This is a genomic window from Aurantimonas manganoxydans SI85-9A1 (assembly GCF_000153465.1).
Classification (GTDB): domain Bacteria; phylum Pseudomonadota; class Alphaproteobacteria; order Rhizobiales; family Rhizobiaceae; genus Aurantimonas; species Aurantimonas manganoxydans.
On sequence record NZ_CH672387.1, the window covers coordinates 961,003 to 981,818 of the forward strand.

General features: G+C 66.8%; 22 protein-coding genes. 11 read left to right on the top strand and 11 right to left on the bottom strand.

Annotated features, from left to right (window positions below; all coding sequences use genetic code 11):
• Positions 1-82: 82 nt before the first annotated feature.
• From SI859A1_RS04560 to SI859A1_RS04570, 3 genes are all read left to right on the top strand, one after another.
• On the top strand, positions 83-1,282 hold the full coding sequence (locus SI859A1_RS04560) for an IS256 family transposase (RefSeq protein WP_009207891.1): 1,200 nt from the start codon (positions 83-85) through the stop codon (positions 1,280-1,282).
• Between the two features lie 435 nt (positions 1,283-1,717).
• Positions 1,718-2,140, top strand: coding sequence for a VOC family protein (locus SI859A1_RS04565; protein ID WP_040325263.1), 423 nt, complete (start codon positions 1,718-1,720; stop codon positions 2,138-2,140).
• Positions 2,141-2,334: 194 nt separating this feature from the next.
• Positions 2,335-3,030, top strand: coding sequence for an aspartate/glutamate racemase family protein (locus SI859A1_RS04570; protein ID WP_009208677.1), 696 nt, complete (start codon positions 2,335-2,337; stop codon positions 3,028-3,030).
• A 190-nt stretch (positions 3,031-3,220) separates the two neighbouring features.
• Here SI859A1_RS04570 and SI859A1_RS04575 read toward each other — a convergent pair whose 3' ends face one another.
• Positions 3,221-5,047 carry a M3 family oligoendopeptidase gene (locus SI859A1_RS04575; RefSeq protein WP_040325265.1) on the bottom strand — a complete coding sequence of 609 codons (1,827 nt, stop codon included), beginning with the start codon at positions 5,045-5,047 and terminating at the stop codon, positions 3,221-3,223.
• Between the two features lie 179 nt (positions 5,048-5,226).
• Here SI859A1_RS04575 and SI859A1_RS04580 point away from each other — a divergent pair, with 179 nt between their 5' ends.
• Positions 5,227-6,702: a sigma-54-dependent transcriptional regulator gene (locus tag SI859A1_RS04580; protein ID WP_009208679.1), complete on the top strand. Its 1,476-nt coding sequence runs from the start codon at positions 5,227-5,229 to the stop codon at positions 6,700-6,702.
• Between the two features lie 251 nt (positions 6,703-6,953).
• On the top strand, positions 6,954-8,645 hold the full coding sequence (locus SI859A1_RS04585; RefSeq protein ID WP_050767435.1) for a peptidoglycan L,D-endopeptidase MepK: 1,692 nt from the start codon (positions 6,954-6,956) through the stop codon (positions 8,643-8,645).
• A gap of 417 nt (positions 8,646-9,062) precedes the next feature.
• Here SI859A1_RS04585 and SI859A1_RS21305 read toward each other — a convergent pair whose 3' ends face one another.
• Complete coding sequence (locus tag SI859A1_RS21305; protein ID WP_148233733.1) at positions 9,063-9,386, bottom strand: hypothetical protein; 324 nt, start codon at positions 9,384-9,386, stop codon at positions 9,063-9,065.
• A 9-nt stretch (positions 9,387-9,395) separates the two neighbouring features.
• On the opposite strand from SI859A1_RS21305, the gene SI859A1_RS04590 reads away from it, so the two are divergent.
• Positions 9,396-9,824, top strand: a complete 429-nt coding sequence (locus SI859A1_RS04590; protein WP_009208681.1) for a Ros/MucR family transcriptional regulator — start codon at positions 9,396-9,398, stop codon at positions 9,822-9,824.
• Between the two features lie 182 nt (positions 9,825-10,006).
• On the opposite strand, the gene SI859A1_RS04595 is transcribed toward SI859A1_RS04590, so the two are convergent.
• Positions 10,007-10,270 (bottom strand): DUF2312 domain-containing protein, encoded by a 264-nt coding sequence (locus tag SI859A1_RS04595; RefSeq protein ID WP_024348909.1) that lies wholly within the window; start codon positions 10,268-10,270, stop codon positions 10,007-10,009.
• Positions 10,271-10,402: 132 nt separating this feature from the next.
• Positions 10,403-10,708: a DUF1244 domain-containing protein gene (locus SI859A1_RS04600; protein WP_009208683.1), complete on the bottom strand. Its 306-nt coding sequence runs from the start codon at positions 10,706-10,708 to the stop codon at positions 10,403-10,405.
• Between the two features lie 296 nt (positions 10,709-11,004).
• On the opposite strand from SI859A1_RS04600, the gene SI859A1_RS04605 reads away from it, so the two are divergent.
• Positions 11,005-11,424, top strand: coding sequence for a DUF1036 domain-containing protein (locus tag SI859A1_RS04605; RefSeq protein ID WP_029702587.1), 420 nt, complete (start codon positions 11,005-11,007; stop codon positions 11,422-11,424).
• Positions 11,421-12,857 carry a pyruvate kinase gene (gene pyk, locus SI859A1_RS04610; protein ID WP_009208685.1) on the top strand — a complete coding sequence of 479 codons (1,437 nt, stop codon included), beginning with the start codon at positions 11,421-11,423 and terminating at the stop codon, positions 12,855-12,857. The genes SI859A1_RS04605 and pyk overlap by 4 nt, the downstream gene beginning before the upstream one ends.
• A 41-nt stretch (positions 12,858-12,898) precedes the next feature.
• Here the strand turns inward: pyk and SI859A1_RS04615 are convergent, their stop codons facing one another.
• The 5 genes from SI859A1_RS04615 to SI859A1_RS04635 all read right to left on the bottom strand — a co-directional run bounded on the left by SI859A1_RS04615 (position 12,899) and on the right by SI859A1_RS04635 (position 15,850).
• Positions 12,899-13,660 carry a tetratricopeptide repeat protein gene (locus SI859A1_RS04615; protein ID WP_009208686.1) on the bottom strand — a complete coding sequence of 254 codons (762 nt, stop codon included), beginning with the start codon at positions 13,658-13,660 and terminating at the stop codon, positions 12,899-12,901.
• A gap of 89 nt (positions 13,661-13,749) precedes the next feature.
• Positions 13,750-13,875, bottom strand: a complete 126-nt coding sequence (gene ykgO / locus SI859A1_RS04620) for a type B 50S ribosomal protein L36 (RefSeq protein ID WP_024348905.1) — start codon at positions 13,873-13,875, stop codon at positions 13,750-13,752.
• Between the two features lie 174 nt (positions 13,876-14,049).
• Positions 14,050-15,105, bottom strand: coding sequence for a 5-(carboxyamino)imidazole ribonucleotide synthase (locus SI859A1_RS04625; RefSeq protein WP_040326284.1), 1,056 nt, complete (start codon positions 15,103-15,105; stop codon positions 14,050-14,052).
• A gap of 41 nt (positions 15,106-15,146) precedes the next feature.
• Positions 15,147-15,650 carry a 5-(carboxyamino)imidazole ribonucleotide mutase gene (gene purE, locus SI859A1_RS04630; RefSeq protein WP_009208688.1) on the bottom strand — a complete coding sequence of 168 codons (504 nt, stop codon included), beginning with the start codon at positions 15,648-15,650 and terminating at the stop codon, positions 15,147-15,149.
• Complete coding sequence (locus SI859A1_RS04635; protein WP_024348902.1) at positions 15,647-15,850, bottom strand: YdcH family protein; 204 nt, start codon at positions 15,848-15,850, stop codon at positions 15,647-15,649. Before SI859A1_RS04635 ends, purE begins: the two co-directional genes overlap by 4 nt.
• Positions 15,851-16,058: 208 nt before the next feature.
• Here SI859A1_RS04635 and SI859A1_RS20735 point away from each other — a divergent pair, with 208 nt between their 5' ends.
• The gene (locus SI859A1_RS20735) at positions 16,059-16,235 is read left to right on the top strand and encodes a YdcH family protein (protein WP_040325268.1); all 177 of its coding nucleotides are present in this window, start codon (positions 16,059-16,061) and stop codon (positions 16,233-16,235) included.
• An 87-nt stretch (positions 16,236-16,322) separates the two neighbouring features.
• Here the strand turns inward: SI859A1_RS20735 and SI859A1_RS04645 are convergent, their stop codons facing one another.
• A complete protein-coding gene (locus SI859A1_RS04645) occupies positions 16,323-17,954 on the bottom strand; it encodes an acyl-CoA synthetase (protein WP_009208689.1) in 1,632 nt (543 codons plus the stop codon).
• A 94-nt stretch (positions 17,955-18,048) separates the two neighbouring features.
• Positions 18,049-18,807 (bottom strand): sulfite exporter TauE/SafE family protein, encoded by a 759-nt coding sequence (locus SI859A1_RS04650; protein WP_009208690.1) that lies wholly within the window; start codon positions 18,805-18,807, stop codon positions 18,049-18,051.
• A gap of 236 nt (positions 18,808-19,043) precedes the next feature.
• On the opposite strand from SI859A1_RS04650, the gene SI859A1_RS04655 reads away from it, so the two are divergent.
• Complete coding sequence (locus SI859A1_RS04655; RefSeq protein WP_009208691.1) at positions 19,044-19,697, top strand: thiamine phosphate synthase; 654 nt, start codon at positions 19,044-19,046, stop codon at positions 19,695-19,697.
• On the top strand, positions 19,694-20,740 hold the full coding sequence (locus SI859A1_RS04660) for a tetratricopeptide repeat protein (RefSeq protein ID WP_009208692.1): 1,047 nt from the start codon (positions 19,694-19,696) through the stop codon (positions 20,738-20,740). Before SI859A1_RS04655 ends, SI859A1_RS04660 begins: the two co-directional genes overlap by 4 nt.
• Positions 20,741-20,816 lie beyond the last annotated feature (76 nt).

The window sequence follows — 20,816 nt, forward strand, 5'->3', positions numbered from 1 at the left end:
ACGAGATTGGCGGCGCGGTGGTCACCAGCGGTTTCCGGTTAGGCTTGGGTTGCGAGACCTAACTGCAACCGGAGATCCCCTGATGACCAATGACATGATGGGCCTGCGCAGCCTTCTGGAGAAGACCCCTGATGCCGATCTGCTGCGCGAGATGATCGGCTTTGCCGCCGAGCGGCTGATGGAACTGGAGGTCGGTGCCGCGACTGGCGCCGGCTATGGCGAGAAGAGTGCCGAGCGCCTCGCCCAGCGCAATGGCTACCGCGACAGGGACTGGCAGACGAGAGCCGGCACAGTCGAGTTGCGCATCCCAAAGCTGCGCAGGGGCAGCTACTTTCCCGGCTTTCTGGAGCCGCGGCGCATGGCCGAGAAGGCCCTGACGGCCGTCATTCAAGAGGCCTATGTCCAGGGCATCTCGACGCGCTCGGTCGACGACCTGGTCAAGGCGATGGGCATGACCGGCATCTCCAAGAGCCAGGTGTCGAGGCTGTGTGAAGAGATCGACGGCAAGGTAAAAGCCTTTCTGGAGCGGCCGATCGAAGGCGACTGGCCCTATCTCTGGATCGACGCCACCTACCTCAAGGTCCGCCGCGGCGGCCGCATCGTCTCGGTTGCCGTGATCATCGCCGTCGGCGTCAACGCCGATGGCCGGCGTGAGGTTCTCGGCATGGAGATCGGCACCTCGGAAGCCGAGCCGATCTGGACCGAGTTCCTGAGAAAGCTGACCCGACGCGGCCTTCGCGGCGTGAAGCTCGTCGTGTCCGACGCTCACGAGGGCATCAAAGCCGCGGTCACCAAGGTGCTAACGGCGACATGGCAGCGCTGCCGCGTGCACTTCATGCGCAACGTCCTGGCCCATGCTGGCAAGAGCGGCCGTCGTGTCGTCTCCGCCTTCATCGCCACCGCCTTTGCCCAAGAGACGCCAGAGGCCGCCAGCCAGCAATGGCGCTCCGTCGCCGACCAGATCCGGCCAAAGGTGCCGAAGCTCGCTGCCATCCTCGACGAGGCCGAGCCCGACGTGCTGGCCTACATGACCTTCCCTAGGGAGCATCGGGCCAAATTGCACAGCACGAATCCGATCGAGCGGCTGAACGGCGAGATCAAGCGGCGCACCGACGTCGTCGGCATCTTTCCCAACGATGAGGCCATCCAGCGCCTCGTCGGCGCGCTGCTGCTCGAGCAAAATGATGAGTGGGCGGTTCAGCGGGCCAGGTACATGACACTGGAATCCGTCGCTCCCCTGAGCGATGATCCGTTCGTTAGCCTGCCAGCCGTGGCACGCTGATCAATCCGGCTTGGCCGGAACCGCACGGCCATCGCCGTCAGCTACACCACATGGTGGGACACTATCTGCGTTGGGCTGGGCCAGCCGTCCGCAATGGGCCGTGAGCGGTACTACCTATCGGCCATATCGCCCAGAACGCTGCCGGTCCGCTCCCTTAATCAACGAGTTGCCGATATGGATTCTGAAAGACCGCTGCCTTTGGCGGCTTCAGGCGTAGAACTGCGGTCAGATCTCGACCGGTGGCGCCGAAGAAGGTGCCGTTCGGGCCCTTGAATCTAGATACGGAATCCTTCAGCGTCCTGTCGTCTAAAACAGGTTAGGCCGGTGCGGTTGGCTCGGCCCCCGCGGAAGCGGGTCCTTCTGTCACTTTGGTGACGGCCCAAGACCTTGAACGTCCGTTGCAATGGAGCACGGACGAACAAAGGGGTTTGGAACATGCAGCAACAGATTTCAGTCATCACACTCGGCATCGCGTCGATCATCCGATCCCGTCGCTTCTACGTCGGCGGCTTCGGTTGGACCCCGGTCTTCGAGAACGAGGAAATCCTCTTCTACCAGATGAACGGCCTCATGCTCGGAACATGGGTCAACCCGGGTCTCGACGGCGACATGAATCGTCCGAGCGGACCCGCTCCATCACCTTATGCGCTCGGCCACAACGTCACCGCCCGGGCTGACGTCGAGACGGTCGTCCAGGGCTTGGTAGCAGCGGGAGGGACGCTCCTTCGGGAGGCGGACGAACCGCCTCAGGGTGGTTTCCGCGGCTATGTCGCTGACCCTGACGGGCATGCTTGGGAGATCGCTTGGAACCCTGCATGGCCGATCGATGAACGTGGCCTTGTGACCTTCGGCATGTAGGCGGGGGGCGTGCTCGCGTTGCATGCCGACACATCAAATTGGCGGCTTCGGAAGAACCAGGCCGCAGCTGCCATCAACTTGAACGGGTCGAATGCAGACGGGCCACTTTCGGGAGCAACGATCTCCGTCGACTGAAATCGGAATGGGGTAGGAAAGCGGGATTTGCTATTGGGACAGCACCTACAGGGGGACGCATGCGAACGATCGGCTTGATTGGCGGGATGAGCTGGGAGAGTTCGGTCGAGTACTATCGCATCCTCAACGAGGGCGTCCGAGACCGGCTGGGGCCTACGGCCTCCGCCCGCTGCCTTCTGTGGTCCTTCGACTTCTCCGAGATCGAGGCTCTCCAGCATCGAGGAGATTGGGATGAACTGACGGCCCGCTTGGTAGAAGCGGCGCGCAAGCTCGAGACGGCCGGAGCCGACATCCTCTTAATATGCACCAACACTATGCATCGCATGGCACCGGCAATCGAGGCCGCAGTGCAGGTGCCGCTTCTTCACATCGCTGATCCGACGGCCGAGCGCATCAAAGCGGCGGGCTTGCAGAAGGTTGGTCTCCTCGGCACCGCGTTCACGATGGAGCAGGACTTCTATAAGGGACGTCTTGCTGAGCGGCATGGGCTGAACGTGCTCGTGCCGAACGCGGAGGACCGCGCCACGATCCACCGTGTGATCTACGAGGAGCTTGTTGCAGGGCAGATCGTCGATACCTCGCGCGACGCTTACCGGGCTGTCATCGCGCGTCTGGTCGATGCGGGCGCGCAGTCGGTAATTCTCGGCTGCACCGAGATCATGCTGTTGGTTCGACCCGAAGACAGCACGGTGCCCCTGATCGATACGACAACTCTTCATGCGCACGCGGCGATCGAAATGGCGCTGGCGGACTGAACGGCAGCTTCCAGCTCTGACGTTTGCGAATGTGATCGGCCGCAATGGGTCAAAGCTGTCGGGCGTAAGTGGGCTCTGCTACCCGACGTGATCCACGACGATCCCGAAGGCATGCGGCGGCGCCCTAAACGCGACAGCGCCGCCTGAGCTTAGGCCCGGCGACGCTGGTTTTCAGGCGTTGTCAGACAGCTCAGTCCATGGCTTCCAGTTCGTCGATGAAGCCGGAGATCATGGCGAGGCCGCGGGACCAGAAGGCCGGGTCGGAGGCGTCGAGGCCGAAGGGCTGCAGGAGCTCCGAATGGTGCTTGGTGCCGCCGGCCTTGAGCATCTCGAAATACTTCTCCTGGAAGCCCGCCTCGGAGTTCTCGTAGACCGCATAGAGCGAGTTCACCAGGCAGTCGCCGAAGGCATAGGCGTAGACGTAGAACGGCGAGTGGATGAAGTGCGGCACGTATGTCCAGTAGGTCTCGTAGCCGTCGCCGAGGCGCAGAGCGGGTCCGAGACTGCGCTTCTGGATGTCCATCCAGATCTCGCCGATCCGCTCGGTGGTCAGCTCGCCGCCGCGGCGCTCCTCGTGGAGAGCGCGCTCGAACTGGTAGAAGGCGATCTGCCGGACCACCGTGTTGATCATGTCCTCGACCTTGGAGGCGAGCAGCGTCTTGCGCTCCGCCTTCGTCGTTGCCTGGTCGAGCAGCGAGCGGAAGGTCAGCATCTCCCCGAAGACCGAGGCGGTCTCGGCGAGCGTCAGCGGGGTCGCCGCCATCAGCGCGCCCTGGCGGCCGGCCAGCACCTGGTGGACGCCGTGGCCGAGCTCGTGGGCGAGGGTCATGACGTCGCGCGGCTTGCCCATGTAGTTGAGCAGTACATAGGGGTGGACGCTCGGCACGGTGGGATGGGCGAAGGCGCCCGGCGACTTGCCCGGCCGGATCGCCGCGTCGATCCAGTCATTGGTGAAGAAGCGCTCGGCGATCGAGGCCATTTCCGGCGCAAAGCCCGAATAGGCCGACAGCACCGTGTGGCGGGCCTCGTCCCAGGAGATGTCGCGGCGGGTGGAGTCGGGCAGCGGCGCGTTGCGGTCCCAGTAGTCGAGCACGTCCTGGCCGAGCCATTTGGCCTTCATGGCGTAATAGCGGTGGGAGATCGACGGATAGGCGTCGGTGACGGCCTGCGACAGGGCGTCGACGACGTCGCGCTCGACCCGGTTGGCCAGATGACGGGAATCGGCGACGTCCTCGAAGCCGCGCCAGCGGTCGGAGATCTCCTTGTCCTTGGCCAGGGTGTTGGTGATCAGCGTGAAGGTGCGCAGGTTCTCGCTGAACACGTTGGTCAGCGCGCTCGCCGCCTTGCGGCGCTTTTCGCGGTCCGGGTCCTGCAGGATGTTGAGGGTCGCCTCCAGCGCCAGATCGTCGCCGTCGACGGTGAAGCGCAGCGAGGTCAGCGTCTCGTCGAACAGCCGGTTGAAGGCACCGCGGCCGGTGATCGCCTTCTCGTGGAACAGCTCCTCGACGCGGTCTTCCAGCTGGTAGGGCTTGTCGAGGCGCAGATCGACGAGCCACGGCCGGTAATGGGCGAGCGCCGGATCGCGGTCCATCGCGGCGTCCATGTCGGCATCGGCGATGCGGTTCAGCTCCAGCGGGAAGAACAGGAGCCGCGACGAGATGTCGGTGACCACCGACTGGATGTCGCCATAGAACTTGGCCCGCGCCGGGTCGGAGGTATCGCCCGAATAGACCAGCCCGGCATAGGAGATGATCCGGCCGAGAAGCTCCTCCAGCGCCTCGAAGCTGGCGACGGCGGCGGCAAGGTCGCCGTCCTCGGCTTTTGCGGCTTCCTCGAGCCGGCCGCGCCAGCGCTCCTGGAACGCCTCGGCATCGGCGCGGGCGCGCTCGACGTCGCGTGTCAGTTCGGGACTGTCCATGGCCGGGTAGAGATCCGACAGATTCCATTCCGGCAGGGCGCCGGTCTCATCGACCGCCGTCTCGGCGGCGGAAAAGGTCGGTCGGACAGAATGCGTCATCGGGACAATCTCATGGCTTGGCGGAAATGCCGGCCGGCGCGGGTCGCCGGACGGCCGTCGGAAAGGATCAAATTCGACTGAAATTGCTGGGACTTTTTTGCCCATTCTCGTTCAGTCGCTTTTTAGCGGTGCGTGTCAATTTGGGTCGTTCTCGCGTCAAGACGAGACTGGAGGCTGACATGAACCGCGTAGTACTTATCGTTGACGACGACCCCATTCAACGGCGTCTGGTGGAAGCCCAGATCGACCGGATGGGCCTGCGTCCGCTGACCTGCGACGGCGGCCTCGCAGCGCTGCGGGCGCTCGACGCGCACCAGCCGGGCGAAATCTCCGCCATCGTCCTCGACCTGATGATGCCCGACAAGGGCGGCAGCGAGGTGATGGCCGAGATGCGGCGCCGGCATCTCGACATTCCGGTGATCGTGCAGACCGGCAAGGGCTCGATCGACACGGTGGTCGAGGCGATGCGGGCCGGCGCCTTCGATTTCATCGTCAAGCCGGTGTCGCCGGACAAGCTCAAATCGGTGATCGACAGCGCGCTGAAGATGCGCGGCGCGGCGACGCGGCGCACCACGTCGAAGGCGCGCGCCGTGCGGCTCGACCAGGGCGACGCCTCGCCGGCGCTGCGGCCGGTGCTGGCGGCGGCGGCCAAGGCGGCGCGCTCGGGCATTCCGGTGCTGATCTCGGGCGAGACCGGGGTCGGCAAGGAATGGCTGGCCAGCGCCATCCAGGCCGGCGGCGACCGCGCCAAGGCGCCCTTCGTCAAGGTCAATTGCGGGGCGCTTCCCGGCGATCTGGTTGAGAGCATCCTGTTCGGCCATGCCAAGGGCGCCTTCACCGATGCCGGCCAGCCGCATGAGGGCAAGTTCGCGGAGGCCAATGGCGGCACGCTGCTGCTCGACGAGGTCGGCGAATTGTCGGCCTCGGCGCAGGTGAAGCTGCTGCGGGTCCTGCAGGACGGCGTCATCGACCCGGTCGGCGGACGCCAGGCGGTGAAGACCGACGTGCGGATCATCTCGGCGACCAACCGGGATCTGGCGGCCGGGGTGACGGCCGGCCGGTTCCGCGAGGACCTCTATTACCGGCTGAACGCCTTCGAGCTGACCGTGCCGCCGCTGCGCGAACGGCGCAGCGAGATCGCCAAGTTGGCCCGCCGCTTCGTCGACCGCTACGTGGCGATGGAGCCGCAATCGCCGGTCCGGCACCTGGCGGCCGACGCGATCGCGCTCCTGCAGCGCTATGACTGGCCGGGCAACATCCGGCAGCTGGAGAACGCCATTCACCGGGCGGTGGTGCTGGGCGAGAGCGAAAGCCTGACGGCGGCCGACTTCCCGCAGATCGCGGCGCTGATCGCGGCCGGGCCTGCCGAGGCAGAGGTAGCGGACGCCCATGCGGCGTCCCATGCCGGCCACGGCACCCGAGCGCCGGGCGACACGGCTCCGGCTGCCAATGGCCACGGCCGCGGCGAGCCCGCCGATTTCGCGGTGCGCGACCAGAATGGCGAAGTGCGGCGGGTCGAGGAGGTGGAGGCCGACCTGATCCGGCTGGCCCATGCCCAGTATCATGGCCGCATGAGCGAAATCGCCCGGCGGCTGGGAATCGGGCGGTCGACGCTGTACCGCAAGATGCGGGAATACAAGATCGACGCCGATTGATCAGCTTGCGCCGGTCAAGATCTTCCCATCCGGCAAGGCGTTGATTTCACGCCGAAACACCACTATCCCGGCGAGTAAGCTTAATCGGGCCTTAACGCTTTTCTTGCAGAATCGGGAGAAAGTTCGCTGACTGTCATCTTCATGCCGCAGTTTCGTAAAAATTGGACAGGCGACGAGAACGGTCACCGGGGTTGCCCAGACCGGCGGATGCGTCCGACGGGCAGGCAAGTGTTTTGAGGGGAAGAGACCGCATGTTCGGACATACCGCTCGCGCCGGCCGCTCGGCCTGGCGCCTCGCGACGTTCGCTGCTCTGGCGCTGCTGGTCGGCGGCACGGTCACCGCGGCGAAGGCCGAGACCCGCGTCCTGAAGTTCTACAATCTGCACACCCACGAGAAGGCCAGCTTCTCCTACAAGAGCAATGGCCGCTACAACGGTTCGGAGCTGAAGAAGCTCAACTGGTTCATGCGCGACTGGCGCAAGTCCAAGCAGGTCGAGATGGACCCGCGGCTGCTCGACCTGATCTGGGAAGCCTACCGCCAGAGCGGCTCCAGCGCCTATATCAACGTCATCTGCGGTTATCGCTCGCCGGCCACCAACTCGATGCTGCGCTCGCGCAGCTCGGGTGTCGCCAAGCAGAGCCAGCACACGCTCGGCAAGGCGCTCGACTTCTACATTCCGGACGTGCCCCTGGCGAAGCTGCGCGAGATCGGCCTGAAGATGCAGGTCGGTGGCGTCGGCTATTATCCCAAGTCCGGCTCACCCTTCGTGCATTTCGACGTCGGCAATGCGCGCCACTGGCCGCGGATGAACCGCAAGCAGCTGCTGGCGGTCTTCCCGAACGGGAACACCGTGCATGTGCCGTCGGACGGCAAGCCGCTGCCCGGGTACCAGCAGGCACTGGCCTCCTACAAGCAGCGTCGCGGCGGCTCGTCGATCCAGGTCGCCAATGCGGGCTCAAGCTCCTCGGGCGGTGGCAAGACGCTGCTGGCCATGCTGTTCGGCGATGGCGACGAGGGCGAGGACGAGGTCCAGAGCGCACCGACGCCGCGGGCTCCGGTGAAGGCCGTGGCCGCGCCGAAGGTCGAGGTCGCATCGGTCGTGCCGCAGTCGCGGCCCACCCAGTCCCTGCCGGGCGGTGTCGCCGTTCCGGTCGGCGACCGCTTCGATACGGGTGCGCCGGCCTCCGCTGCCGCTCCCGCCGAGACCGAGGTCGCGGCCCTGATCAATGCACAGATCCCGGTGCCGACCTGGGCGCCGAGCCGCGCCGTGCCGGCCGACGCCTCCGACGCCCCGGCGGCTCGCGAGGATGCGGTGTCGACCCTCGTCGCCGCGCTCGAGGAGCAGGCAAGCGAGACCGTGGCGAGCGGCCAGATGGCCTATGCGGTTCCGACCCCGGGCAACCGCCCGCAATTCGAGACCGTGCTCAAGGACAAGCCGGCGACCGCCGAGACGGCGATCGCCAAGGTGGCGCCCGCGACAGAGACGATGAAGGCCGTGGAGATGGCCGCCAGGGCGCCGAGCCCGCGTCCGCAGATCGACCCGCAGGCCACCAAGCCGGTGCCGGCGCTGATGACCGCAGCGGCATCCAGCGCGCCGAAATCCCGGCCGCAGCCGGCCGATGCGGCGGTTGCCGCCGCGGCGACCTCCGGCAAGGGCGGCCGCGTCCTCAACGCCGTGGTGCAGGAGACGCCGAAGCCGAAGGTGCTCGATCCGCAGGAGGCGATCGCCTCGCGCTTCAAGATCGCCGCGCTCGTCTCCGACACCGACAGCCGGGCGGCGCGCCTGGCAACGGCCAAGCCGGATGCCGAGCGGCTGGTCGGCAACCTGCCGAGCACGCTGTTCGCCTCGGGCTTCGCCCCGGCGGCGGCCAATGCCGGCAAGAGCGACCGCTTCTCGGGCTCGGCCGTCAACTTCCTGCCGATGGTGAAGGTCGGCCAGTAAGGCCGCCGCTCAACCATCCACGCACGATCAAGAACGTCGACGGCCGTCCGGTGTTGCCACCGGGCGGCCGTTTTCGTTCGGGCGTGGAGTGCGAAGTGCGGAGTGAGGACCGGCAGCGCGCCGCAGCGGCCTGGACGGCCGAGCGGCGGGGTGTGGCGTAGAAGACAGGGGCGCGGCGCCAGTTGACCGATACGTAAAAGTCCGTCGAAGCCTTGTATGGGAACGACGACTGCCCGTCGTGCGAGTGACGACAACTTCGCTGCAGTGCCGAAGCAGTGCGATAACCTCGTATCTTCGCAACGGCTTGGGTGGATTTTTTCACCGCGGCCGGTGGTACCACTTCAGCGATATATCGTTCGCTGGTCTTACAACCGAAGCAGCCCCGACGAGACACCAAGCGTTTCTGCTTTTAACGGCTCATTGAACATCGCCCGACAGTTTCGCCGCATGGTTGTGCCGGTTGTGGCCTGCTGATGTACGCGCATCATTTCTGGCTGTTCTTTGATAAGGCAGGCATTCGATGTTTTTTGGCGGCTTATTCGTGCCGGGAAGTGTGGACAAAATTGTCAAATCTTCGGGGTTGCAAATAATCCACTTGACATTAAGTAACGCTACATAAATACCAAACACGGATGGTGGATTGCCCAGAGGCGAGGCCACCGTTTCGCAATAAACAAACTGCACGAGGCGCGCACAGGCGCCTGATTCAACAGGCGCAATCGCCATATCTTCGCGCAGCACGGGGTAAAAATGGACCAGATCGAAAACGTCGAAAACAACGAAATGCTGATGGAGCTGACCGCGGAAGTGGTGGCGGCTTATGTCAGCAACAACTCGCTGCCGGTTTCCGAGCTGCCTGCACTCATCTCGGACATCTACGGCGCACTCGGTCGCACTAACAGTGCGCCGCAGGCGGTGCAGGCCGAGAAGCCGAAGCCGGCGGTGCCGGTGAAGAAGTCGGTGACCGACGACTACATCATCTGTCTCGAGGACGGAAAGAAGTTCAAGTCGCTGAAGCGCCACCTGATGACCCACTACAATCTCTCGCCGGAAGAGTACCGCGAGAAGTGGGACCTGGCGCCCGACTATCCGATGGTCGCGCCGAACTACGCCGCGGCGCGTTCGCGCCTCGCCAAGCAGATGGGCCTCGGCCACAAGCGTCGCCGCGCGGCACGCTAAGCCGGCCGCCGCATCACTGCGGCAGCAACAAGCAAAAGCCCGCCGGAGCGATCCGGCGGGCTTTTTCGTGTTCGGGTGAGAGCGTCAGGTGAGGAGGGCGCCGGCGTGGATGCAGCTGGGCCGGACCTATGGATCGGCAACCGGCGAAGCGTGGTCGCCGGGGCGGTGCTGCCGACGCCTATCTATTCGCGCGGCAGGTCCGGAGCCATGCCGAGGGCCTGGAGGTAGAGATCGAGGATCGCTTCCTGCTCCTGGCGCTCGTTCTGGTCCTGCTTGCGCAGCGAGATCACGCGGCGCAGCACCTTGGTGTCGAAACCGTTGCCCTTGGCCTCGGCATAGACGTCCTTGATGTCGTCGCTGATCGTCTTCTTCTCTTCCTCGAGCCGTTCGATCCGCTCGACAAAGGATCGCAGCTGATCCTGGGCGACATCGTTCACGTCGGACATGGTGGGTCTCCGTCTGGCACTTTCGCGCAATGAATTGGCCGGGAACTACCAGACCGGGGTGATTCGGGGAAAGCCCGTTGTGCCGCTATGGCACGTGGCGACTGCGCGATGCGGTGACCGCGCGCGAAAGCGTTACTCGCTCGGGCGGGTCTGCTCGAAGCGCTGCGCGGTCTCGGGGCTCGCCTCGCGCTGGTAGCGGTCGCGCCATTCGCCATAGGGCATGCCGTAGACGATCTCGCGGGATTCGTCCTTGGTCATGGCGATGCCGTCAGCCTCGGCCGCGTCGCGATACCAGTTGGACAGGCAGTTGCGGCAGAACCCGGCGAGGTTCATCAGGTCGATGTTCTGCACGTCGGTGCGTTCGCGCAGATGATCGCGCAGACGCCGGAACGCCGCCGCTTCGAGCTCGATGCGCTTCTGGTCGTCGATCGTGTCCATGTCGCTCTCCTGTGTCCGTCCGCGTCGCGGCGCCTTGCCCCGATATCGAGCCGAAGCGTCCCGGCATCAAGGGTGCGACGCGCGAGGAGGCGGGCAAGGGGGGGCGGCGGGCCGGTTCGGGCTCGCAACCGGCCGGCGGATGATCTAGGACGGCGGCAGCGCAGCGTGGTCATGTCGTTGACAGTTTCGACCGCTATGCGAAAGCTGCCTCTCGTGCGGACACTCTCTCTTTCGGGGAAAGCGTGATGATACCCAACCCGTTTCGCCGGCTGCGCCACGGATTTGCTCTCGGGCTGATGGCCGCCGGACTGTTCCTCGTCTCGGCGCCGCTGACGGCGGACGCCGCCCGCGCCGATTTCCGCGTGTGCAACGGCACCCAGTCGCTGGTGGGCGTGGCCATCGGCTACCGGGCCGAAGCCGGATGGACCACCGAAGGCTGGTGGCGGATCCCGGCGACGACCTGCAAGGCGATCATCGAGGGTCCCCTGTCGTCGCGGTATTATTACGTGTATGCCGAGGACTCCGATGGCCAGGGCCGCTGGGCCGGGCCGGTGAACCTCTGCATCGCCGAGAACGAGTTCAAGATCGCCGGGGTCAAGGACTGTTTCAAACGGGGCTACCAGAAGATGGGGTTCCGCGAATACGACACAGGCGAGCAGGCCAGCTGGATGGTCCAGCTGACCGAAGCGCCCCGCGAAACAACGGATAGCCAATGAGACGCCATCGCAAGGTCAAGATCCTTGCCACCCTCGGGCCGGCATCGTCCTCCGAGGAGATGATCCGCAAGCTGCATGAAGCCGGCGCGGATGTCTTTCGCATCAATATGAGCCATTCCGACCACGATCTGATGCGCGAGCTCGTCGCCCGCATCCGCCGGGTCGAGTCCGTCGTGGGCCGGCCGATCGGCATTCTGGCCGATCTGCAGGGGCCGAAGCTGCGGGTGGCGAAATTCGCCGAGGGCAGCGTCCAGCTGACGGTCGGCGATGATTTCACCCTCGACGACAATCCCGAGCCGGGCGACACGACCCGCGTCTATCTCCCGCATCCGGAAATCCTGGAAGCGGTGGAGGTCGGGCACCGGCTGCTGATCGACGACGGCCGGCTGCAGCTGGTCTGCACGGAGACCGACAAGCACTCGATCAAGTGCCGCGTCGTCGCCGGCAACAAGATTTCCGACCGCAAGGGCGTCAGCCTGCCGGACACGACGCTGACCACCGGGGCGCTGACCGACAAGGACCGGCGCGATCTCGACGCGGTGCTGGCCGAGAATGTCGACTGGGTGGCGCTGTCCTTCATCCAGCGTCCGGAAGACCTCGCCGAAGCGCGCAAGGTGTCGCGCGGCCGCGCCTTCCTGTTGTCGAAGATCGAGAAGCCGCAGGCGGTGGAACGGCTCGACGAGATCATCGAACTGTCCGACGCGATCATGGTCGCGCGCGGCGACCTGGGCGTCGAGATGCCGCTGGAAGCGGTGCCGGGCATCCAGAAGCGGATCACCCGTGCCGCCCGCAAGGCCGGCAAGCCGGTGGTCGTCGCCACGCAGATGCTGGAATCGATGATCTCCGCCCCGGTGCCGACCCGCGCCGAGGTCTCGGACGTGTCGATCGCCGTCTACGAGGGCGCCGACGCGGTGATGCTGTCGGCGGAATCGGCGGCCGGCGAGTATCCGGTCGAGGCGGTCTCGACGATGGACCGAATCTGCCAGCGCGTCGAACTCGACCCGCTCTATCCGGGCATCATCTCGGGCCAGCGCACGCCGCCCGAGGCGACCGGCGCCGACGCCGTGTCGCTGGCGGCCCGGCAGATTTCCGAGACGCTCGGCGTGTCGGTGATCGTCACCTATACGGCGACGGGCACCACCGGCCTGCGCGCCGCCCGCGAGCGGCCGCAGACGCCGATCCTGGCGCTGTCGCCTGTGCTGGCCACCGCACGGCGGCTGTCGCTGGTCTGGGGCCTGCACTGCGTGGTGACGGAGGACGCCCAGGATCTCGACGACATGGTCGACCGGGCCTGCCGCATCGCGGTGGAGCAGGGCTATGCCAAGTCGGGCGAGCGGATGATCGTGACGGCGGGCGTGCCGCTGCGCACGCCGGGCGCCACCAACATGCTGCGTATCGCCTATATCGGCTCGGACGGCCTCAGCGCGGTCTGACGCGGCCGTTCCATCGACGTGCAACGGCTCGGCGGCCTGTCTCAGATCGCCGGGCCGAGCAGTTCCTCGGACAGGCGTCCGGCGGCGTCCTGCGCCGAATCCAGCGCCGGATAGACGGCAAGCACCCGCAGATAGGTCTCCAGCGCCTTTTCCTTGCGGCCGGTCTGTTCGAGGATCATCGCAAGGCCCATCAGGGCGCCCCAGTGCCGCGGTTCGCGCAGCAGGGTCTGCTCGATGTCGACCAGCGACTTGCCCAGCCTGTTCATCGAGAAATTCAGCGTCGCCCGGCGGTTCCACGCCTCCGGATAATGCGGCGCGATGACCAGCGCCTGGTCGAGCAGGTCGAGCGCGGCGGCGTTGTCCTCGCGCGTCATGGCGAGGGCGGCGCGCTGCATCAGGAGGTCGATGGTGGCGCTGCCGCTGCGGCGCCAATGGCGCTCGATCCGGCCGGCGATACGGCGGGCGGCACGTTCGTCGGCCTGTTTGTGCAGCTCGGCGAAGAGGCGGTCGAGTTCCTGTTCCGGCGTTTCGTCGGCGACCTGCGGCTCGGGCTCGCCGGCGGCCTCGTCCTCGGCCATGGGCGCGCTGCCGAAGGCGTCGGGACTGTCGGTCAGGCCTTCATCGGGCGGCGGAATCACCATGGGCGGCGATGGCGAATCGTCCGGGCCGGGGAGCGGCGCGGCCTGGGGCGGACGATCGGGCTCGATCAGCGACGGCGGCGCGCCGTCCTGTGCCAGCGCCGGAACGAGGCCCGGGGCGAGAAAACAGACACCAAGGGTGAGACAATGAAAAACGCCGCGCATGCGGAGAGGTTAATTCTCCGCAGCGCAGCGTCAATCAGAAACTTCGTGATCGAAGGGGCGGGGACGGGCGAGGCCGGTCCCCAGGGGCATCAGCCCTGGCGCGCCTTGAAGCGCGGTGCCACCTTGTTGATGATGTAGACGCGGCCCTTGCGGCGCACCATGCGGTTGGCGCGGTGACGGGTCGCGAGGGACTTGAGCGAGTTCTTGATCTTCATGACAACACCGGAATGTTAGACGCGAGGATCGGGGCTGGCCGTTCCGCCGCAAAATGATGGGCGCGCCGCAGCGGCACGCCCGGAAAGATTGGTGCCGAGATAGCTTTGCCGGCAGCTTTTGTCAACGCTCCCGGCGCCATTGCGACCGCCCTGTGACACCCGATTTGCGCTGATTCAGTCCGTCAGGCGGGTCAGATGGCCCATCTTGCGGCCGGGCCTTGCTTCCGGCTTGCCGTAGAGATGGAGGAGGGTGGCGGGTTCGGCCAGAATCGCAGCGACGCGCTTCACGTCGTCGCCGATGAGATTCTCCATGACGCAGTCCGAGTGCCGCGCGGCGGCGCCGAGTGGGAGGCCGGCGATGGCCCGCACATGCTGCTCGAACTGCGAGACGACGCAGGCCGCCTCGGTCCAGTGGCCGGAATTGTGCACCCGCGGGGCGATCTCGTTGACGAGGATCGTGTCGTCGCCCTGCACGAAGAACTCGACGCCGATGACGCCGACATAGCCGAGCTTGGCGAGGATGCTGGCGGCGATGGCCCTGGCCGCCTCGCCGACCTGCGGCGAGACGCGGCCGGGGACGGTGGAGGTATGCAGGATTCCGAGCCGGTGGACGTTCTCGGCCGGATCGTAGGCGACGACGCTGCCGTCGATGCCGCGCGCCGCGATGATCGAGCATTCGTAGGCGAAGGGCACCTTCTTCTCGAGAATCGCCGGCACGCCGCCGAGGCTCTCGAAGACGTCGGCATGGGGGCCGCCCTTGCGGATCGAGGCCTGGCCCTTGCCGTCATAGCCGAAGCGGCGGGTCTTCAGGATGCAGTCGCCGTCGAGCTCGACGAGGGCATGGCCAAGTTCGGCGACGCTGTCGATGGCACGCCATTCGGCGGTGGCGACGCCGATGCCGTTGAGAAACGCCTTCTCGACGACGCGGTCCTGGGTCACTTCCAGCGCCTCGGCCGGCGGATAGAGCGGCACGGCGGTGACGGCGGCGCGGATCTGCGCGACCGGCACGTTCTCGAATTCATAGGTGACGACGCTGGTGCGGGCAGCGAGGTCGCGCAGGGCGGCGACGTCGTCATAGGCGGCGACGATCTGCGCGTTGGCGACCTGCGCGGCGGGGCAGCCGGCGTCGGGATCGAGCACGATCACCCGGTAGCCGAGACGGGCCGCGGCCATGGCCAGCATGCGGCCGAGCTGGCCGCCGCCGACGATGCCGATGGCGGTGTCCGGCATGGCGAAGCGCGCTGCGGCGCCGGGGGCGGGCGGCGTGGTGCTCACGGGGTATCCACGGGCGCGGCGGCGACCGCGTCGGTCTGGGCCTTGCGCCAGGCATCGAGGCGGCCGGCGAGGGCCTCGTCGGACAGGGCGAGCACGCTGGCGGCGAGCAGCGCGGCGTTGACCGCGCCGGCGCGGCCGATGGCAAGGGTTCCGACGGGCACGCCGGCGGGCATCTGGACGATGGAGAGGAGGCTGTCCTGGCCGGACAGGGCGCGGCTTTCGACCGGGACGCCAAAGACCGGCAGCGGCGTCATCGCCGCGGTCATGCCGGGCAGATGGGCGGCGCCCCCGGCGCCGGCGATGACGACCTTGAAGCCGGCGGCCTTGGCGCCGCGGGCGAAATCGTAGAGGCGCTCGGGCGTGCGGTGGGCCGAGACGATCTGCGCGTCATAGGCGATGGCCAGCGCGTCGAGCGTGTCGGCGGCGTTCTTCATCACCGACCAGTCGGACTGGCTGCCCATGATGATGGCGACGGGCGGGGAGGGGGCGGCGTCGCTCATGCGCTGATGTCCGGAATGATCTGATCCTCCAGATCCTGCAGGCGGTCCCGGATCGTCAGCTTCTTCTTCTTCATGCGCTGGACCTGCAGCCGGTCGCAGCCGGTTGCGACCATCGCGTTCACGGCCGCGTCGAAATCGGCATGTTCCTGCCGCAGACGCGCCACCTGCAGCCTCAAGGCCGCCTGTTCCTGATCCGCCATTCTGTTCCTTTCAGGCACCGCCGCGTGCAACCGAACCGGTGTCTCGACAATTGTCCAGACAGTCGCGACGGACGATTAGCAAAACCGCCCATCGGACGATAGCGACCGCCGGACCAATCGACAGTGCGACACTCTTGTGACACCGTCGACTGGTTGCTGGCTCCGGTTCGCATTGCGGACCGCGACCTAACTCACGAAGGGAGAAGCCATGTCCTTGGATACCCATCTCGCTACGCTGGAACAACGCCACTCGGCGCTCGACCATGAGATTTCAGCTGCGCTGGTCTCGAAACCGGCGATGAGGGATTCGGAACTCCGGGAGATGAAGCGAAAGAAGCTCCAACTGAAGGACGAGATCGAGCGGCTACGGCAGCCCGACCGCTGATCTCAAACCTCCCCAGCCCCTTCGCCCCGGCGCCGGCAACGGTGTCGGGGCGTTTTTCGTCCGGGCCCGGGTGCCGCGCCGCCATTGTCAGCCGATCGCCTTGCGCAGCACGTATTTCTGGATCTTGCCGGTGGAGGTCTTCGGGACCTCCTGGAAGCGGATTTCCTTGGGGCATTTGAAGCGCGCCAGCCGCTCGCGGCAATGGGCGATGAGATCGGCCTCGGTGACGCTGCGGCCGGGCTTCAGCTCGACGAAGGCCAGCGGCGTCTCGCCCCATTTCTCGTCCGGCTTGGCGACCACCGCGGCGGTCGCGACATCGGGGTGCTGGTAGAGCGCGTCCTCGACCTCGATGGAGGAGATGTTCTCGCCGCCAGAGATGATGATGTCCTTGGCGCGGTCCTTCAGCTCGATATAGCCGTCCTCGTGCAGGACGCCGAGATCGCCGGAATGGAACCAGCCGCCGCGGAACGCCTCGGCCGAGGCCTCGGGGTTCTTCAGATAGCCGCGCATGACGATGTTGCCGCGGAACATGACCTCGCCGATGGTCTCGCCGTCGGCCGGGGTCTTCTCCATCGTCTCCGAATGCATCACCGCCAGATCCTCGAGCGCCGGATAGCGCACGCCCTGGCGCGCCGTCTGGGCGGCGCGGGCCGGGCCGTCGAGGGCGTTCCACTCGTCCTTCCACTCGTTGACCACGGCCGGGCCGTAGGTCTCGGTCAGGCCGTAGAGATGGGTGACCTCGAAGCCGGCGTCGCGCATGCCCGACAGCACCGATTGCGGCGGCGGGGCCGCGGCGGTGTTGAAGGTGACGGTCTGGTCGAAGTCGCGCTTGTCGCCGGCATCGGCGTTGATCAGCGTCGCCATGACCACCGGCGCGCCGCACAGATGGGTGACGCCGTGATCGGCGAGGGCGTCGAACATCGCCCTGGCCCGGACCCAGCGCAGGCAGACATGGGTGCCGGCCTGGACGGCGAGGGTCCAGGGGAAGCACCAGCCGTTGCAGTGGAACATCGGCAGCGTCCACAGATAGACCGGATAGCGGCCCATGCCGGAGGCGATGACGTTGGCGTAGCCCATCAGCGCGGCGCCGCGATGGTGGTAGACGACGCCCTTGGGATTGCCGGTGGTGCCGGAGGTGTAGTTGAGCGAGATCGCATCCCACTCGTCGTTGGGCATGTGCCAGGCATAGTCCGGGTCGCCCTCGGCGACGAGCGCCTCGTAGTCCAGGCTGCCGATGGCCGGCCCCTTGGCGACCGGGGCGTCGGCCGGGAAATCCGGATCGTCGTAATCGACGACGAGGGGCGTAACCTTCGCCTTCTTCAGCGCCTTGGCCATGACGCCCGAGAATTCGCGATCGACGAGCACGACCCTGGCTTCGGAATGGTCGAGCTGGAAGGCGATGATGTCGGCGTCGAGGCGGGTGTTGATGGACAGGAGCACGGCCCCGGTCATGGGCACGCCGTGATGGGCCTCGAGCATGGCCGGCGTGTTGGACAGCATCACCGCGACGGTATCGCCGCGCCGGACGCCGCGCTTTTCCAGCGCCGAGCCGAGGCGACGCGAGCGCGCGTAGAACTCGGCATAGGTCCGGCGCAGGGCGCCGTGGATGATGGCGACCCGCTCCGGATGCACCAGCGCCGCGCGGGCCAGATGGCTCAGCGGCGTCAGCGGCTGGTAATTGGCCGCGTTGCGATCGAGATGCTCGTCGTAGATGCCCATGTGTTCCGTCCCGAACTCCCCCGTGTCCGGCTGGTCTATAGAAGATCGGGGAGCCCGCGTCACGGCGCATCGCACGCGGCGGCGGCAGCGGATGCTAGAAGAACAGCGCCCGGGCGCCATCGACGATGAGCTTCATGCCGACCGGCACCAGCACCATGTAGGCGATCCAGTAGAAGGCCTTGGGATCGACACGGCGCACCAGCCAGACGCCGGCGAGGGTGGCGAAGGGCGCCAGCGGCATGAGCACCGCCGAGGTCGCCAGATTGTCGGCCGAGAACTGGCCGAGCAGGAAATACGGGATCAGCTTGACGGCATTGGTGGAGGCGAAGAACAGCACCGAGGTGCCGGCATAGACCGGCGGCGGCAGGCGCAGCGGCATGACCGCGACCTGGAAGGGCGGGCCGCCGGCATGGCTGACGAAGCTGGAGAAGCCGGCGATGGCGCCCCAGCTCAGGCTCTTGGCGGTGTTGCGCGGCCGTGGCTCGAGCTGATGGCGCGAGCGCCAGAACCATTCGGCCGCGAACCAGAGCGCCAAGAGGCCGATGACGAGGCGGATGCCGTCGGCCGAGACCATGGTGGCGGTGAGATAGCCGAGAAGGACGCCGCCGAAGGAGGCCGGCAGCATGATCGCGATGACGCGGCGGTCGAAGGTGCCGCGCCAGGCGACGAGGCCGACCATGTCCATGGCCACCAGCACCGGCAGCATGATCGCCGCAGCGGCGACCGGCGAGATGACGACGGCCATCAGCGGGACGCCGACCAGCGTCAGCGCGCCGCCGAAGCCACCCTTGGCAAGGCCGACGAGAAGCACCGCGGGGATCGCGACGAGATAGAACAGCGGGTCGGTGATCACGCGGCGGGCGGCTTCCGGTCGGAGTCAGCAAACGAAGGTGCCGCAGGAGTAGAACCGTCACACCGTCATGGCAACTGCGGGCCATGGCGGCATCCGGCGGGACGCGCCGGGGTGTCGGGCATTGGGCGCGGCCGCGGCGCGGCGGATGTTTCCCACCCGGCGAGTGATTTGCTAAAGCCTTTCGCGAAACGGCCGACACGACGATCGGCGCCCGACATGCAAGGTCAACATTTTCGATGGACACCGAATACATCCGTCCCCGGCTCGTACTCCTGACCACGCCGCTCGGCGACGCGGACGCCGTGACGGCCATGCAGGCCGCGCTTGCCGGCGGCGACGTAGCCTCGGTCATTCTCGACCCGGCCGGCCGCGACGCCGTCTCCTTCCAGAACCTTGCCGAGAAACTGGTGCCGATCATCCAGGCCGCCGGCGCCGCGGCGATCGTCGCCGACGACACCCAGTGCGCCGGCCGCGTCCAGGCCGACGGCATTCACCTGACGTCGGGCGATCCGGGGGAGCTCGGCGAGGCCATGGAGCGCTTTGCGCCGAAGCTGATCGTCGGCGCCTCGGGCTTCGAGACCCGCCACGACGCGCTGGAAGCCGGCGAGTTGCGGCCCGACTACCTGCTGTTCGGCCGGTTCGGCGGCGACGTCGACCCGAACCCGCATCCCAAGAGCATCGCCATGGGCGAATGGTGGGCGGAGATCGTCGAACTGCCCTGCATCGTCCTGGCCGGTTCGGACATCGAGAGCGTGGTGGAGGCGGCGGCGACGCGGGCCGAGTTCATCGCCCTGTCGGCTGCCGTCTTCGCGCAGCCGGACGCGGCGGGCGAGATGGTGGCGCGCGCCAATGCCCTGATCGACGCCTGGTTCGAAAGCGCGGCCGCATGAGAGCGCCCGAACGAGCGGCCGGCGGGCGGCTTGTCCTTTTAGCGGGGCTTGCGGCGCTGATCATCGGCGCCGGGCCGGCCTGGGCCCAGAGCGCCGCTGCGCCCGATCCGGCGATTCTGGACCAGGGCACGCTGACCGAGGGCGCGCAGGGCGAGGCGCTGCCGGTGCCCGCAGAGGTGGCGCCCAAGGCGCCGCCGGCCGAAGGCCAGCAGCCGTCCCCCAGCGATCTGGCCTACGGCGCCTATCAGCGCGGCTTCTACCTGACGGCGCTGAAGCTGGCCGAGCCGATCGCCAATCTCGGCGATCCGGCGGCGCAGACGCTGCTCGGCGAGATCTATTCGCGGGCGCTCGGCGTGCCGCAGGATATGGAGAAGGCGGCGCACTGGTACGAGGCGGCGGCCAAGGCCGGCAGCGCCGAGGGACAGTTCCGCTTCGCGCTGATGCTGCTCGACGGGACGGTGGTCGCCTCGGACATCGCCAAGGCGCGCGACCTGATGGCGGCGGCCGCCGAGCAGGGCCTGCCGCTGGCCCAGTACAATTACGCCCAGATGATCGTCCAGGCCTCGCCCTCGGGCGGCTTCGAGGAGGCCTTCGGCTATTTCCAGAAGGCCGCCAATGCCGGCGTCGCCGACGCGCAATATGCCATGTCGCAGCTTTACGAATATGGCCGCGGCGTGCAGGCCGACAGCGCCGTGGCGCGCAAATGGCTGCGCGCGGCGGCAATCAACGGCCTCGGCGCGGCGCAGGTGGAATTCGGCATCTGGCTGATCAACGGCAAGGGCGGCCCGCCGCAGCTCGAGGACGGCTTCCGCTTCCTCAAGCGGGCGGCCGACCGGGGCAATCCCATCGCCATCAACCGGGTGGCGCATCTCTACAAGGATGGGGTGGGAACCGCGCCGGACCGGCTGCAGGCAGCGAAATGGGCGGTGCTGGCCAAGCGGGTGGAAAACTCCGACCCGACCCTCGACGACTTCTTCCGCGGGCTCGATCCGCAGACCCAGAAGTCGGCGCTGGAGGCAGCCAACCGGTTCCGTTCGCGCTGAGCGGCACAGCCGAAACCCGCCACGAGGCTTGAATGGCGGGGTAAATTATGGTCTTGAGCCCCGACCAGCAGAGATC

Coding starts and splice junctions, on each gene's coding strand:
- SI859A1_RS04590 (WP_009208681.1), top strand. CDS start 9,396: ATGGACCAGATCGAAAACGTCGAAAACAACGAAATGCTGATGGAGCTG.
- pyk (WP_009208685.1), top strand. CDS start 11,421: ATGAGACGCCATCGCAAGGTCAAGATCCTTGCCACCCTCGGGCCGGCA.
- SI859A1_RS04605 (WP_029702587.1), top strand. CDS start 11,005: ATGGCCGCCGGACTGTTCCTCGTCTCGGCGCCGCTGACGGCGGACGCC.
- SI859A1_RS04575 (WP_040325265.1), bottom strand. CDS start 5,047: ATGACGCATTCTGTCCGACCGACCTTTTCCGCCGCCGAGACGGCGGTC.
- SI859A1_RS04580 (WP_009208679.1), top strand. CDS start 5,227: ATGAACCGCGTAGTACTTATCGTTGACGACGACCCCATTCAACGGCGT.
- purE (WP_009208688.1), bottom strand. CDS start 15,650: ATGAGCGACGCCGCCCCCTCCCCGCCCGTCGCCATCATCATGGGCAGC.
- SI859A1_RS20735 (WP_040325268.1), top strand. CDS start 16,059: ATGTCCTTGGATACCCATCTCGCTACGCTGGAACAACGCCACTCGGCG.
- SI859A1_RS04635 (WP_024348902.1), bottom strand. CDS start 15,850: ATGGCGGATCAGGAACAGGCGGCCTTGAGGCTGCAGGTGGCGCGTCTG.
- SI859A1_RS04660 (WP_009208692.1), top strand. CDS start 19,694: ATGAGAGCGCCCGAACGAGCGGCCGGCGGGCGGCTTGTCCTTTTAGCG.
- SI859A1_RS04600 (WP_009208683.1), bottom strand. CDS start 10,708: ATGGACACGATCGACGACCAGAAGCGCATCGAGCTCGAAGCGGCGGCG.
- ykgO (WP_024348905.1), bottom strand. CDS start 13,875: ATGAAGATCAAGAACTCGCTCAAGTCCCTCGCGACCCGTCACCGCGCC.
- SI859A1_RS04585 (WP_050767435.1), top strand. CDS start 6,954: ATGTTCGGACATACCGCTCGCGCCGGCCGCTCGGCCTGGCGCCTCGCG.
- SI859A1_RS04645 (WP_009208689.1), bottom strand. CDS start 17,954: ATGGGCATCTACGACGAGCATCTCGATCGCAACGCGGCCAATTACCAG.
- SI859A1_RS04625 (WP_040326284.1), bottom strand. CDS start 15,105: ATGCCGGACACCGCCATCGGCATCGTCGGCGGCGGCCAGCTCGGCCGC.
- SI859A1_RS04560 (WP_009207891.1), top strand. CDS start 83: ATGACCAATGACATGATGGGCCTGCGCAGCCTTCTGGAGAAGACCCCT.
- SI859A1_RS04655 (WP_009208691.1), top strand. CDS start 19,044: ATGGACACCGAATACATCCGTCCCCGGCTCGTACTCCTGACCACGCCG.
- SI859A1_RS04595 (WP_024348909.1), bottom strand. CDS start 10,270: ATGTCCGACGTGAACGATGTCGCCCAGGATCAGCTGCGATCCTTTGTC.
- SI859A1_RS04565 (WP_040325263.1), top strand. CDS start 1,718: ATGCAGCAACAGATTTCAGTCATCACACTCGGCATCGCGTCGATCATC.
- SI859A1_RS04615 (WP_009208686.1), bottom strand. CDS start 13,660: ATGCGCGGCGTTTTTCATTGTCTCACCCTTGGTGTCTGTTTTCTCGCC.
- SI859A1_RS04570 (WP_009208677.1), top strand. CDS start 2,335: ATGCGAACGATCGGCTTGATTGGCGGGATGAGCTGGGAGAGTTCGGTC.